This is a genomic window from Streptomyces sp. PH9007 (assembly GCF_059813725.1).
Map to the genome: position 1 here is coordinate 1795456 of NZ_CM187440.1, position 13654 is coordinate 1809109.

Annotated in this window: 9 protein-coding genes and 2 tRNA genes; 2 read left to right on the plus strand and 9 right to left on the minus strand. The window is 73.5% G+C overall.

Translation table 11 applies throughout. The annotated features are described in order from the left end of the window. Positions 1-54 precede the first annotated feature (54 nt). From ACTFAP_RS08060 to ACTFAP_RS08075, 4 genes are all read right to left on the minus strand, one after another. Positions 55-714, minus strand: a complete 660-nt coding sequence (locus ACTFAP_RS08060; protein WP_453857602.1) for an ATP-dependent Clp protease proteolytic subunit — start codon at positions 712-714, stop codon at positions 55-57. A 76-nt stretch (positions 715-790) separates the two neighbouring features. After that, complete coding sequence (locus ACTFAP_RS08065) at positions 791-1393, minus strand: ATP-dependent Clp protease proteolytic subunit (protein WP_030725585.1); 603 nt, start codon at positions 1391-1393, stop codon at positions 791-793. 252 nt (positions 1394-1645) lie between these two features. Beyond that, complete coding sequence (tig, locus tag ACTFAP_RS08070) at positions 1646-3061, minus strand: trigger factor (RefSeq protein WP_500468609.1); 1416 nt, start codon at positions 3059-3061, stop codon at positions 1646-1648. Positions 3062-3206: 145 nt separating this feature from the next. Continuing rightward, positions 3207-3283 (minus strand) — tRNA-Pro (locus tag ACTFAP_RS08075). A gap of 146 nt (positions 3284-3429) precedes the next feature. Here ACTFAP_RS08075 and ACTFAP_RS08080 point away from each other — a divergent pair. Then, positions 3430-3500, plus strand: a tRNA-Gly gene (locus ACTFAP_RS08080). Between the two features lie 47 nt (positions 3501-3547). On the opposite strand, the gene ACTFAP_RS08085 is transcribed toward ACTFAP_RS08080, so the two are convergent. Then, positions 3548-3763, minus strand: coding sequence for a hypothetical protein (locus ACTFAP_RS08085; protein ID WP_030725579.1), 216 nt, complete (start codon positions 3761-3763; stop codon positions 3548-3550). Between the two features lie 296 nt (positions 3764-4059). On the opposite strand from ACTFAP_RS08085, the gene ACTFAP_RS08090 reads away from it, so the two are divergent. Next, complete coding sequence (locus ACTFAP_RS08090) at positions 4060-5148, plus strand: acyltransferase family protein (RefSeq protein WP_495684018.1); 1089 nt, start codon at positions 4060-4062, stop codon at positions 5146-5148. Between the two features lie 113 nt (positions 5149-5261). On the opposite strand, the gene ACTFAP_RS08095 is transcribed toward ACTFAP_RS08090, so the two are convergent. Genes ACTFAP_RS08095 through ACTFAP_RS08110 form a run of 4 tightly spaced genes read right to left on the minus strand, consistent with a single transcriptional unit; the run spans position 5262 to position 13652 of the window. Next, positions 5262-6722 (minus strand): DUF6177 family protein, encoded by a 1461-nt coding sequence (locus ACTFAP_RS08095; RefSeq protein ID WP_495684019.1) that lies wholly within the window; start codon positions 6720-6722, stop codon positions 5262-5264. Continuing rightward, entirely contained in the window at positions 6719-11989 is a 5271-nt protein-coding gene (gene eccCa / locus ACTFAP_RS08100) for a type VII secretion protein EccCa (RefSeq protein WP_500468610.1), read from the minus strand. The genes ACTFAP_RS08095 and eccCa overlap by 4 nt, the downstream gene beginning before the upstream one ends. A 53-nt stretch (positions 11990-12042) precedes the next feature. Beyond that, positions 12043-13398 carry a type VII secretion integral membrane protein EccD gene (gene eccD / locus ACTFAP_RS08105; RefSeq protein ID WP_500468611.1) on the minus strand — a complete coding sequence of 452 codons (1356 nt, stop codon included), beginning with the start codon at positions 13396-13398 and terminating at the stop codon, positions 12043-12045. Further along, complete coding sequence (locus tag ACTFAP_RS08110; protein ID WP_199811748.1) at positions 13395-13652, minus strand: hypothetical protein; 258 nt, start codon at positions 13650-13652, stop codon at positions 13395-13397. The genes eccD and ACTFAP_RS08110 overlap by 4 nt, the downstream gene beginning before the upstream one ends. Positions 13653-13654 lie beyond the last annotated feature (2 nt).

The following is a 13654-nucleotide window of genomic DNA, read 5'->3' on the forward strand; positions in this document are numbered from 1 at the left end:
CCTGCCTGGCTACTGCTGGATGTTGCTGGGTACTGCTGCCCGATCCCGGCCGGCTCAGACCGCGACGGTGGAACGGGTGGTGACGATCTGGTCGATGAGACCGTAGTCCACCGCCTCCTTGGCGGTGAGGATCTTGTCCCGCTCGATGTCGTCACGGATCTGCTCGATCGGCCGGGTGGAGTGCTTGGCCAGCATCTCCTCCAGCTGGTCACGCATCCGCTGCACCTCACGGGCGGCGATCTCCAGGTCGGAGACCTGACCGCGACCGGTCTCGGAGTACGGCTGGTGGATCAGCACCCGGGCGTTGGGCAGCGCCAGCCGCTTGCCCGGGGTGCCCGCCGCCAGCAGCACGGCCGCGGCCGAGGCGGCCTGGCCCATGCACACGGTCTGGATCTCCGGCTTGACGAAGTCCATCGTGTCGTAGATGGCGGTCAGCGCGGTGAAGGAGCCACCGGGGCTGTTGATGTAGATCTGGATGTCCCGGTCGGGGTCCATCGACTCCAGGCACAGCAGCTGCGCCATGACGTCGTTGGCCGACGCGTCGTCGATCTGCACGCCGAGGAAGATGACCCGCTCCTCGAAGAGCTTCGCGTACGGGTCGTACTCGCGCACGCCCTGCGAGGTGCGCTCCACGAAGCGCGGAACGATGTAACGGGACTCGGCCGGGAGCCGGTCGTAGAGGCCGGAGCCGGGGAACCGCTGGGATGAAGTCATGTGGTGTCTACCGCCTTGGGAAGGGCCTGCTGAGCCGGCCTGCCTGAACGTTCGAGGGAGGGCGTAAGAGACCGGCTCAGGCGCCCGTACCGCCGCCGCCTTCGATGTCGGCCGCGCTGGTGATGACCCGGTCCAGCAGGCCGTAGTCGCGGGCCTCCTCGGCGTTGAACCAGCGGTCGCGGTCCGCGTCGCGGTCCCACTGCTCCTCGGACTGGCCCGAGTGCAGGGCCGAGAGCTTCGCCATCTTGCGCTTGGTGCGCAGCAGCTGCTCGGCGTGGATCTTGATGTCCGAGGCGGAGCCGGCCAGGCCCGCGGACGGCTGGTGGATCAGGATCTCCGCGTTCGGCAGCGCGAAGCGCTTGCCGGGGGCACCGGCGGTCAGCAGGAACTGACCCATCGAGGCGGCCATGCCCATGGCGATGGTCACCACGTCGTTCTTCACGTACTGCATGGTGTCGTAGATCGCCATGCCCGCCGTGATCGAGCCGCCGGGGCTGTTGATGTAAAGGAAGATGTCCTTGTCGGGATCCGCGGCGAGCAGCAGCAGCTGCGCGGTGATCTTGTTGGCGATGTCGTCATCGACCGGCTGGCCGAGGAAGATGATGCGCTCGTTGAGCAGCCGGTTGTAGACCTGGTCGCCGAGACCGCCGTTGGAGGGTTCAGCGGCGGCGGAAGGCATCGGGAGCGTCACGTATCCACCTGCTCGTTGTCGGACGGCGGCACTGTCGCCAGGCCGTCGCATGGCTTAAGCGTTGTACTTCTTACGGACCCTAACGCGCGGCGCCGCCGGACCCGTCCCGGCCAGGGAACTGTTCGCTGTGAGCGCAGGGTGCCCGCGGAGTGGGGCGGCCGGGGTGCGCGACGGGGCCGGACATTGTCATATCCGGCCCCGTCCTTGACGCTTCCGCGCTGACCCGCGCGGGAGGGTGAATCAGGCGTTCTCGGCCTTCTCGGCCTTGTCCGCGCCCTGGTCCGCCCCGGTGGTCTCCTCGGCGGCCTCGACGGTCTCGGCGGACGCCTCGGCGCCCTCCTCGTCCTCGTCGTCGAGGTGGACCGGCTCACCATTGGTGTCGGTCACCTTCACCGACTCCACGACGGTCGCCAGCGCCTTGCCGCGGCTGACCTCGCCGACCAGCATCGGCACCTGGCCGCCCTCGACGACCGCCTGCGCGAACTGGTCGGGGGACATGCCGGAGGACTGCGCCCGGCGCACCAGGTGCTCGGTGAGCTCCTCCTGGCTGACGGTGAGGTTCTCCGACTTGGCGATCTGGTCCAGGACGAACTGGGTGCGGATGCCCTTCTCGGCCTGCTCCTTCAGCTCGTCCTCGAACTCCTCGACGGTCTTGTCCTGGATCTTCAGGTAGGCCTCGAGGTCCATGCCGAGCTGGCCCAGCTGGTGGTGCTCCAGGTTGTGCTTGCGGGTCTCGACCTCGTCCTTGAGCAGCTTCTCGGGCATCGGGACCTCGACCAGCTCCAGCAGCGCGTCGAGGACCTTCTCCTGCGCCTCGGTGGCCTGCTGGTACTTCTTCTGGTCGGCGAGCCGGCGGCGGCTGTCCGCCTGGAGCTCCTCGAAGGTGTCGAACTCGCTGGCGAGCTGCGCGAACTCGTCGTCCGCCTCGGGCAGCTCACGGGCCGAGACGCTGATCACCTTGACGGTGACCTCGGACTCCTGGCCGGCGGCCGAGCCGCCCTTGAGGGTGCTGTTGAAGGTGGCGGTGCCGCCGGCCTCCAGGCCGGTGACGGCCTCGTCGATGCCGTCGAGCAGCTGGCCCGAGCCCACGGTGTAGTCCAGGCCCTCGGCGACGCCGTCCTCCAGCACCTCGCCGTCGACCTTGGCCTCCAGGTCGAGCTTGAGGACATCGCCCTCGGCGGCGGCGCGCTCGACGACGGAGGTCGAGGCGAAGCGCTCACGCAGCTGCTCGACGGCCTCGGCCACGTCCTCGTCGGTGACCTCGGCGGCCTCGACGGTGACCTCGATGCCCGTGTAGTCGGGGATCGTGATCTCGGGCCGGATGTCCACCTCGGCGGTGAACGTGAGCAGCTCGTTGTCCTTCAGCTCGGTGATGTCCACCTCGGGCTGACCCAGCGGGTTCAGTTCACCCTCGGAGACGGCCTCGCTGTAGAACTTCGGCAGCGCGTCGTTGACGGCCTCCTCCAGCACGGCGCCACGGCCGAAACGCTGGTCGATGATGCGGGCCGGGATCTTGCCCTTACGGAATCCGGGCACCGTGACCTGCTGGTTGATCTTCCGGTACGCCGCGTCGAGGCTGGGCTTGAGCTCCTCGAAGGGCACCTCGACAGTGAGCCGAACCCGGGTGGGGTTCAGGGTCTCCACGGCGCTCTTCACGGTCGGTCTCCTTGGGGCTGACTTCTGGGAGGTATGCGGTGCTGCTGTGATGCTGCGTGGCCGAGCTTATGGGTGCCGGTCTGGCCGCTGGTACCCGGTACCCGGTTGCGGGCACGCCACAGGCGCACGATCTCTTCATAGTACGTGGTCGGGGTGGCCGGATTCGAACCGACGGCCTTCCGCTCCCAAAGCGGACGCGCTACCAAGCTGCGCCACACCCCGTGGTCGCTCATGACGCGACACGTAGCGTACAGGTCCGCTCGCCCCCCGGCTCCCCCGCCTCCGGGCGGCGCGGCGCTGGTACGATGCTGTCCGCACGGTGATCGTCGCCGCGGTCGGAACGACCGGGTGGCCCGTATCCCCGGCGCGCGGGCGTAGCTCAATGGTAGAGCCCTGGTCTTCCAAACCAGCTACGCGGGTTCGATTCCCGTCGCCCGCTCCGTGAGGCCCGGCCCGGCTCCTTCGGGGGCCGGGCCGCCGCGTTGCTCAGGGACCGCTCGAATTGATGGAATCGTCCACGGAGCTGACGGAGTTGGAGATCGACTCCAGGAAGTCCCGTATCGGGTCGGCGGCTCCGGTGGAGGCGAGTGAGAAGCCGAAGAGGATGGCCACGATGGCCGGTCCCCACTTGAGGTTGCCGCTGCGGGCGAGAAAGAACAGCACGACACCCAGCAGCAGCGTCAGGGAGAACGAGATAACCACGACTGATCACATCACCTTCGGACGGTACGCCTGCGCTCCAGCGGGAGCTTGACCACGGCTGTCCTACCCCCGCTGGGCACCTATCGTGCCATCAACCGGGTGGCACATGGGGGTTGATGAGCGACAGGTTCGGGGCGTTGACTTGTTCGCTCCGTTCACCCTGGGTGTCCGTACGTGTCGCGGCCGGTCCGGAACCGCACCCCCCTACCGGACAACCCGGACCCGGAGGCGCTATCGTGCGGTCAATGTTGCGCGTCCGTAATCCACGAGCCCCCCTGCCCGCTGCCCGGGCGCGGATGGCTGATCCCCCACCGGAGGCCACGGACGGCCCACCGAAGGGCAAGCCCCGCGATCCCTATTTCGACAACGCCAAGTATCTGGCGATCGTGCTGGTGGCGATGGGGCACGTCTGGGCCCCGCTGATGCCCGACTCCCGGGCCGCCACCGCGCTGTACATGTTCGTGTACGCCTTTCACATGCCGGCCTTCATCATGCTGGCCGGATACTTCTCGCGCAGCTTCACCGGCAAACCTGCCCAGATAGGGCGATTGATCTCCGGTGTGCTGCTGCCGTACCTGATCTTCGTCGTCGGGTACACCCTGTTCGACCGCTGGGTGAACAACACGGACAAGCCGCTGCTGGAGCCGTTCAGCCTGCTCGACCCGTACTACCTCACCTGGTTCCTGATCGCGCTCTTCTGCTGGCGGCTCTCCGCGCCGCTGTGGCGGGTGCTGCGCTGGCCGCTGCCGGTCTCGCTGGCGATCGCGGCGATCGCCTCGGTCTCCCCCGATCTGGGCAACGACTTCAACATCATGCGGGTGTTGCAGTTCCTGCCGTTCTTCGTGCTCGGGATGCTGCTGCGGCGTGAGCACTTCACGCTGCTGGTGCGGCGCGAGTCCAGGATCGCGGCGGCGGTGATCGCGCCGGTCACGCTGGTCTTCGCGTACTGGGTGGCGCCGCGGATGGACTACCACTGGTTCTACCGCAGCCACAGCGCCCAGGGTCTCGGATTCACCTGGGATTATGGCGTGATCATGTCGCTGGCGCTGTTCGGCTGCGGCCTGGTGCTGACCGCCTGCTTCCTGGCGTTCGTGCCCCGGCGCCACCTGTGGTTCACGGCGCTGGGCGCCGGCTCCATCTACGGCTACCTGCTGCACGGCTTCCTGGCCAAGGGCTCCCGCTGGTGGGGCTGGTACGACCTGGACTGGGTGCAGACCCCGGCCGGGTACGTGGCCATCACCCTGATCGGCGCCGCCGTGGTCACGCTGCTGTGCACCACGCCGGTGCAGAAGATGTTCCGGTGGGTGGTCGAGCCGCCCATGGACTGGGCGTTCAAGAAGGACGATCCGGCGGCCAAGCCGGAACGGGTGCCGGCGGCCAAGTAGCGGTCCGCGCGGAAGACGAGGGCGGAGGGGGACGGCCGGGCGGCCGTCCCCCTCCGCCTTTGCCCTTCCCGGGCCGGGCCGCGCAGGGCGGGGCGGGGCCGGGTCGGGCCTGCTCAGCCGGTCATCCCGTCACTCCAGTCGGTCATCGGACGGGAGAGCCGGCCGATGAGCGCGCGGAAGTCCTGCCAGTGCTCCACTCCCCCGCCGAACGGATACCACTGGCCGTCCCGGCCCGCCGGGCCCAGCGGGAGCGCGGTGACCGGCAGCGGCTCGCCGCCGCGCGGCGCGGTGGGCTCAGCCGCGCCCAGCGCGAAGCCGAGCGGGGCCGGCAGCCCCGGGAACAGCGGCGCGCAGGCGGGCGCGGCGTCGGTCGCCCGCCAGGTGACCCGCAGCGTCCGCAGCCCGTGCCGCGCAGCCAGTTCCTCCGCGATCCCGCGCAGCGCGTCCAGCGGTACGGCGTCGGCCGACGCGAAACCGAAGGTCAGCGTGGCCTCCTCCTCCACCCCCGCCGTGGTGCGGGCGATCCGCAGCGCGGCCGAGGCGGCGGCGTCGCCGCCGGTGACCAGCAGATAGCTCGGCTCCGGGGCCCGCTCGCGCGCCAGCGCCGTCAGCTCCTCCTGTGACCAGGGCCGCCCGGCGGGCTCGGCCGGGCCCCAGCCGGCCGGCGGACCCCCGGTGACCGCCCGCCACACCGCCTCCAGCGCGCCGCCCAGCACCAGGTCCTCGCGGGCGGCGTGCCGGGTGTGGACGTGGAAGGTGAGCCGGCGCTCCGCGCTGCCGGCCAGCGCGTTGTGCCGGGAGATCAGCTCCGGGCCGTGCGGGTCGTCCAGGTACGGCAGCCGCGAGTCGTGCCAGGCGGCGGCGAGCACCGGATGCCCGTCGGGGCCGGTCCGCTCGGCGTATCCGCCGTCGCGCCAGGTGAGGGCGGCGCCGGTGAACCCGTCGTAGAACGTCTCGCCGTACCGCACCACCCAGCGCAGCGGCTGGGTCGGCAGCAGTTCGTACAGCGGCAGGGTCAGCCGGGTGTGTTCGGGGGTGACGAGATACAGCGTGCGTCCGGTCTCGTGCACGGCGCGCAGGGCGTCCTGGATCCAGGGGGATACGCCGACGACGGGACGGTCCTGGAGGAGGACGGCGGAGGTGGCCGTGAGCGCGTCGATGGCGGGGTGCGCGGCGGCCGGGACGGGGGCCGTGCCGGTGTCCGCTGGCCCGCCGGGGTCGTGGCGGGTGGGGTCGGGCCAGGCGGTGCCGCCCAGGCGTTCGGCGAGCCGGGCGGTGAAGCGGCCGGCCAGCGCCGCGCCCCGGGCGCCGGGCAGCGTGGTGCGGACCTCCGTCCACCACACCGGGCCGGTGGGGGCGCCGGGGCCCAGCAGGCGCCGGGCCTCGCCGGGGACGGCGATCTCGGTGGGGGCCCCGATCGCGAGCAGCGGGTGCCCGGCGGCGTCGCGGACCCGCAGCAGCCCGCCGCCCTCGGTGGCGTCCAGGGCCCGGCCGGGCCCGGCGGCGGACAGGGCGTACCGCAGGGCGTCGTCGTCGGGGCGGCGCTCGGTGAGGGCTGTCGCGTCGGTGGTCATGGGCGGTCCCGCCGTTCTGGTGTCGTGCCGGTCGCGTCGGTGGTGGTGCGGTGGCCGGTGTGCAGGGCCGTCTGCACCAGCCGGTACGGCTCGCCGCGCCGTACGAGGGTGCCGCGCCCGGGCGGCTGGGCGCGCGGGTACAGGCCGGGGAAGAGCTGGCCCTCCATGCGGTCGCCGGTCATCAGCAGGGCGGTGGCGCCGTTCTCCTTGAGTGCCTGCACGAACGGCTCGTACATGGCGCGCGAGGCGCCGGCCACCCGGCGGGTGAGGACGACGTGCAGCCCGATGTCGGGTGCGGAGGGGATCAGCGGCAGCAGCGGGGCCAAGGGGCGCTGGCCGGCGGTGGCGAGGATGTCGTAGTCGTCGACGAGCAGGACGACGCGTGGCCCGGTGAAGCCCTCGGGGGCGGGCGCGTCCGGGTCGATGATCTCCTTGGGCAGCCGGTCCGCGAGCTTGCCGGCGATGCCGGTGGCCAGGCGCTGGGCGAGGTCGGGGGTGTGGGCGTAGCCGCCGCGGTACGCCTCGGGGATGGCGGTGCGCAGCCCGCGGCGCGGGTCCATGACGGCGAAGACCAGGTCCTGGGGGGTGTGGCGGGCGAGCAGGCCCTGGGCGATGAGGGTGAGGAGGTTGGTCTTGCCGCATTCGCTGTCGCCGAGGACGAGGAGGTGCTGGTCGCGGGCGGCGAGGTCGAGCAGGGCGGGGTCCAGGGCGGTCTCCTCCAGGCCGTAGGGGACGCGGAGCGGTTCGGTGGCCGGGGTGGGCAGCCGGTCGGCGGTGAGGCGGGCGGGCAGGACCCGGATCCGCCGGACCGCTTCGCCGGGGCGTGCGGCGCGGACGCGGTCGACGGCGGCGGCGAGCGCTTCGGGGAGCCCGTCGGCGGTGGCCAGGCCGTCGAGGCGGGGCAGGGCCGTGTGGGCGAAGAGCTTGTCGGTGGTGAGGGCGCGGCCGGGCTCGTCGTCGCCGACAGTCTCCATGAGTTTGCGGTCGATGGCGCTGTCGTGCGGGTCGGTGTGCCGCAGTTCGACGCGGGTGCCGAAGGTGGACTGGAGGTTCATGCGCACGTCGTTCCAGCGGCTCATGGCGGCCACCACGTGGATGCCGTAGCCGCCGCCGCGCCGCAGCAGGTCGGCGACCTTGTCGTCCACGTCGGTGAACTCCTCGCGCAGGGCGCCGAATCCGTCGATGACGAGGACGATCTCGGTGGAGCCGAGCTGCGGGAAGCGGCCCGCGGCGCGGGCGGTGCGCAGCGCTTCGAGGGAGTCGATGCCGTGGGCGCGGAAGAGGTCCTCGCGTTCGGCGAGCATGCCGCGCAGTTCCTCGACGGTGCGGGCGACGCGTTCGGGGTCGGTGCGCGGGGCGATGCCGCCGGTGTGCGGGAGTCCGTCCATGACGCGCAGTCCGCCGCCGACCAGGTCCATGCCGTACAGCGCCACGTCGTACGGGGTGTGGGTGACGGCGAGGGAGAGCATGAGCGTGCGCAGCAGGGTGGTCTTGCCGGACTGGGGTCCGCCGACGACGGCGGCGTGGCCGCCGGCCCGGGTGAGGTCCAGGATCCACTGGCCCTGCCACTGGGTGGCGGGGTCGTCCAGCACGCCGATGGGGACGCGCAGTTGGCCGGCGGGGGCGGCGACCCGGTCGAGGGGGACGGCTTCGGGGAGCGGGGGCAGCCAGATCTGGCGGACGGGTTCGGCGGCGTCGCTGATGCCGTCGACGAGGGTGGACAGGAGGGTGGGGCCGCCGCTGCCCGGGGTGCGCGGGGCGGGTGCGGTGGTGGCGAGGTCGGTGCCGGGGGCGGGCTCCGGGGCGGTGTTGAGGGCGGGGAACGGGGCGACGAGGGGCCGGTCGCCGGTGGTGGCGGTCTCCTCGCGGGGCGGGGTGGGGCCGTGGTGGCGCCCGGAGACGTAGGCGGCCTTGAACCGCTGGTAGACGCTGGTGTCGACCTTGAGGTAGCCGAAGCCGGGGACGGGCGGCAGTTCGAAGGCGTCCTTGCTGTCGAGCACGGTGCGGGATTCGTCGGCGGAGAAGGTGCGCAGGCCCAGGCGGTAGGAGAGGTAGGTCTCCAGGCCGCGCAGCTTGCCGCTCTCGATGCGCTGGCTGGCGAGCAGCAGGTGGACGCCGATGGAGCGGCCGATGCGCCCGATGGACAGGAAGAGGTCGATGAAGTCGGGCTTGGCGGTGAGGAGTTCGCCGAACTCGTCGATGACGACGAACAGGTGGGGCAGGGGTTCGAGGTCGGGGCGGGTGGCGCGGGCGGCGGCGTACTCGGCGATGCCGGGCAGGTGGCCGGCGTCCTTGAGGACCTGCTGGCGGCGTTTGACCTCGCCGGCGAGGCTGGCGTGGACGCGTTCGACCAGTCCTGCCTTGTTCTCCAGGTTGGTGATGATCCCGGCGACGTGCGGGAGGGCGCCGAACGGGGCGAAGGTGGCGCCGCCCTTGTAGTCCACCAGCACCATCGCGAGGTCCTGCGGCGGGTGGGTGGCGACCAGGCCCAGGACCAGGGTGCGCAGCAGTTCGCTCTTGCCGGAGCCGGTGGCGCCGACGCACAGGCCGTGGGGGCCCATGCCGAGTTCGGCGGATTCCTTGAGGTCCAGGAGCACCGGTTCGCCGGAGTCGTCGGTGCCGATGGGTACGCGCAGGAAGTCGCGGATGCCGCGCGGGGACCAGTCGGCGGTCAGGCCGTTCCGGGTGGTCAGGCCGAGGAGTTCGGGGAAGCCCTGCTGGCCGCCGTCGGTGTCGGCGGCGGCGCCGGGTTCGAGGGAGAGCCGCAGCGGGGCCAGCAGCCGGGCGAGGCCCTCGCTCCAGGCGAGCGGGCAGGTGTCCGGGGTGCCGGTGAGGACGGTGGGATCGGTGGTGTCGCGCAGGTCCTCGACGGTGACGGTGTCGCCGTCCACCGTGATGCGCACGCCGACCTGGCCGGGCTCGTCGAGCCGCCGGGTGACGAGGTGCAGGACGGTGAGCCCGAGTTCGGCCAGGGGCACCGTACGGTCCGGGAGCGGGAGTTCGGAGGCCGGGCCGTCCGCGGTGTCGAGGACGACGAGGAGTCGGGCGGCGCGCTGCGCGGCGTCGCGGGCGGCGTGGCCGCGCCGGCTCTCGGAGGCGCGGGTGGCGCGGGCGCGCAGCAGCGGTCCGAGGATCGCGGCGAGCGCGGAGGGGTCGGTGGCCACCCGGCGGGCGGGGGCGACCGCGTCCCACTGCTCGGGGTCGGCGGTGTGCGGCAGCCACTTGGCCCACTCCCACTCGGGCAGCCGGTGGGACGGGGCGGCGACGGCGATGCCGAGGTCGTCGGGGGCGTGGGCGACGGCAGCCTGGGCGAGCAGGGCGCGGATGACGCGCAGGGTGTCGGCGCGCGGGCCGATGACGCTGACGTGTCCGGCCCGGTCCAGTGGTGCGGTGAGCGGCATCCCGGCGGTACGGGCGAAGCGGCGGCGCAGTTCGGCCGCCTCGTTGACCATGAAGGGGTCCGGCGGGGAGACGGCGGTGGACTGGTCGCGGTCCATGCGGAGCAGGCGGCGCGGGACGGCGCCGGAGCCGATCCGCACCGTGAGGAAGTCGGCGTCGGTGCGGCGGCGTTCCCACAGCCGGGCGGAGTCGGCGACCAGGTCGTACAGCGCGTCGGGCGGCGGGTGCAGCAGCCGGGCGGTGTCGCGGTCGGCGGTGTCCTCGCGGTCGAGTTCCTCGCGCTGGGCCTCCAGGTATTCGAGGTAGCGGCGGCGCTGGGTGCGGCGCGTGCGGCGGGCCCGGCCGCGCTGCGAGAGGAACAGGGCGGCGCCGCCGAGCAGGGAGATGGTGAGGACGGCGACGCCGATGACGGCGAACTGGCTGCCGCGCAGCAGGGTCATCATCAGCACGGAGCCGGCGATGCCGGCCATGGGGAGCACGGCGGTGGCGGCCGAACCGGTCTCGCCGTCGGGGAGGTTGGGCGGTGCCTCGATCCCGCGCGGGGCGGGCTCGGCGAGCGGGCGGGTGGTACGGGCCGGGCGGTGCACGAGGTGCGGGCTGTTGAGCGGGGCGGCGGGCGAGACGGGCTCGTGGGTCCCGGCGGGGCCCGGGGGCGGTACGGGCGCGCGTGGCGGTGCGGGGGCCGCTGCCACGGCCGGCGCGTCGGGGTGCGTCAGGTCGGTGCGGCGCAGCTCGACGGTGAGCGAGGGGTCAGCCGTCTGCGCGAGTCCCACCATCCCGGCCACGACGGCGCCGTGGTGGCGCAGTTCGAGCGTTCCCCCGAAGGAGTCGGCGGCGATGCCACCGGAGCGCAGCTGGACGGTGCCGTCGTGGGTGCCCTCCACGGCGGACGACCAGGCTGCGGAAGCGGTGCCGGAGCGCAGTTCGACGGTCCCGTCATGGCCGCCGTCCCCTGCTGTGGGCCAGGACGCCGAGGCGGCCGGGGGGCCGGCGGCGGGTGAAGCCGGCGCGCCGGTGGGCGTCCCCGCCACCGGCACGGCCCCCGTACGGGGCGGGCCGTCCCCCGGCCGGTGCGGGATCGCCGGCCCGGGGACGTTCCGGTCCTGCGGTCGGGGGGCCGCGGCGGGGCGGGCCGTCCCGGGGGGCGACGCGACTCCGGCGGCGGGGCGTGCGGACGGCGCCGCACCCATCGGGCCGGACCCGGTGTCGGAGGAGACCGGCTCCGGGCGGCGCGGATCGTCGGCGCCGGGACGCGCCGGGGCAGCGGGCTCGCCCGCCTGCCCGGCCGTGACGGGAGACCCGGCCGGTGCGGCAGGGGGTACCGCAAGGCCCGGGCCCGGGGAGGCGGTCACGGACGACGTGGTGCCGGAAGCCGAGGGGCGTGCCGATGGCCCGGGCCCACCAGCCGGCACGGCCGGTACCGGGCCCCCGGCCTCCCCCGAGGCGGCAGCGGCGGGGCGCGTCGCCGGTGGTCCTGCCCCGGGCGGCACCGCCGTACCGGCGCGGTCCGGTTCCCGGGCGGGCGCGGCCTGGGAGCCCGGCGTCGTGGGCGCGGCGTCGGAGGGGCCCCGTCCGGGACGGCGCGGGTCATCCGTCCCGGACCGGGTGGCCGGCGGGGCGGTGCCGTCGAGGGGTCTGGCCACGGTCAGCCGTGGGTCGGGGCGGGGTGCCGGCGGAGGCGGTTCGTGCCGTCCGTGCCCGGGCTCGTCGCCGCTTCCGTCGTCCGGACCGGCCGTGGGTGCGGAAGGCCAGGCGGGTTCGGCGCGTTCGGCCGGTGCCGCCGCGCCGTCCGCGTCCGCCGCCGGGGCGGACCGTTCGGCCTCCTGTATCTGCCGCAGGATCTCCTGTTGCCAGTCCTCGCCCGTCACCGGGGGGCCTCCGTGCTTGAGTTCGCGTGCGCCGGACGTGGGTCCAACGGTGGTCAGAAGGTGTTGAGCAGCTGCCCGTAGACGCCGAAGGCGCCCACCACCAGGGGGAGCGTGGCCAGGACCGCCAGGGATTCCAGGGCGGCGACGGCACGCCGGGTGCGCACCCGTACGTGTTCGGCGGGGCGTACGGACAGCGCCAGGAGCGGGATCAGCGCCGCGAGGAGCAACGCCACGATCGCCGCCGGGCCGGTGGTGTCCCACTCCCAGGCCAGCCGCAGCGCCAGGACGCCGGCCGCCGTCTGGAGGGCGATGGCCGAGACGGCGAGCGGCGTCTCGCGCGAGCGGGAGAGCAGGACGGCCATCAGCGCGCAGGTCAGCGCCACGCTCCACGGTCCCCACACCCGCAGCGCGGAGAACCCGGCCGCCACCGCCGAGGCCGCCATCACCACCGTGGTCAGGGCGAGTCCGCGGTGCGCGGCGGTGATCGCCGCCGTCACCTCGCGGCGGGCGGTGGGCCGGCCGGCCGCGTGCTGGTCGTCCAGCCGGGTCAGTCCGGCGGTCATCAGGGCGAGGCGGGGCAGCAGTCCGAGCGCGCAGACGGTGACGGCGATCATGACCGCGCCGAGCCGCGCCTGGCCGGTGCTGTCGGTGGTGCCGATCAGCGCACCGTTGGCGAGCCAGATCCCGGCCGTGGCGGCGACCGCCGCCGCGCCGATCCAGCCGCCCCTGCCGAGTGGGGTGACCAGGCCGAGCAGCAGCAGCGCCACGGCGGCGACGGCGGCGGACAGGGCGAGCACCTGACCCTCCTGCCACAGTCCTGCGGCGCCCATCCGCCCGGCGAGCAGCACGCCGAGCGCCGCGCCGGTGCCGATCAGCGCCCCGCCGGTGGTCTCGGCGCGGGCCGGCGCGGCGACGGCGCCGAGCGCCATCGCCAGCAGGGCGGCGCCGGCCAGGTAGGGCGCGGCGGGTTCGACGCCGTACGTCCGCTGGGTGAGCAGAGCGGCGGTGAGCACCAGTACGGCGAGGGCGGCGGTGGAGGTCCACACACGGCTGCGGTCGCCCCATCGCCATGCGCGGGGCGGCAGGTCGTCGGCGACCTCGTCGGTGACGTCGTGCACGACCGGTGCGACGGGGGCCTCGGTCTCCTTGATGAGCCGCAGGACGGTGCCGTCCTGCACGGCGGCGAAGGCCAGGCTGCTCTCCGGCGCGAGGACCCGCCCGCTGGGGGTGGTGAGCCGCCGGGCCAGCGGGTACGGGCCGGGCCGGTCACCCAGCAGCCGCAGGATCTCGGGCAGCAGGACGCCGACGGGTTCGTCGGCGGACAGCACCACGTCGACGCGGCGGTACTCGCCGACGAGGGTGACGCGGCGGGTGTTGGCCGGGCCACGGGTCTGCAACTCCACGCTCATGGGGCGGGTTCCTCCACGGCGGCGCCGCGGTGGGAGCGGCCGAAGCCGCCGTCCGCGATCACGTCCGAGATGTAGGCCCAGCCGACGCATCCGGCGCACAGCAGGGCGGCGATGACGATGCTGCCCAGCAGCACCTTGGTGTTCTCCTCGGCTTCGCGCCGCAGCCGGCCGGGCCCGAACAGCAGGGCGTCCCGCAGCCGGCGGCGGCGTACGGTGACGGATTCCAGCAGTTGGCTGTCGTAGTCCTTGGCCATGG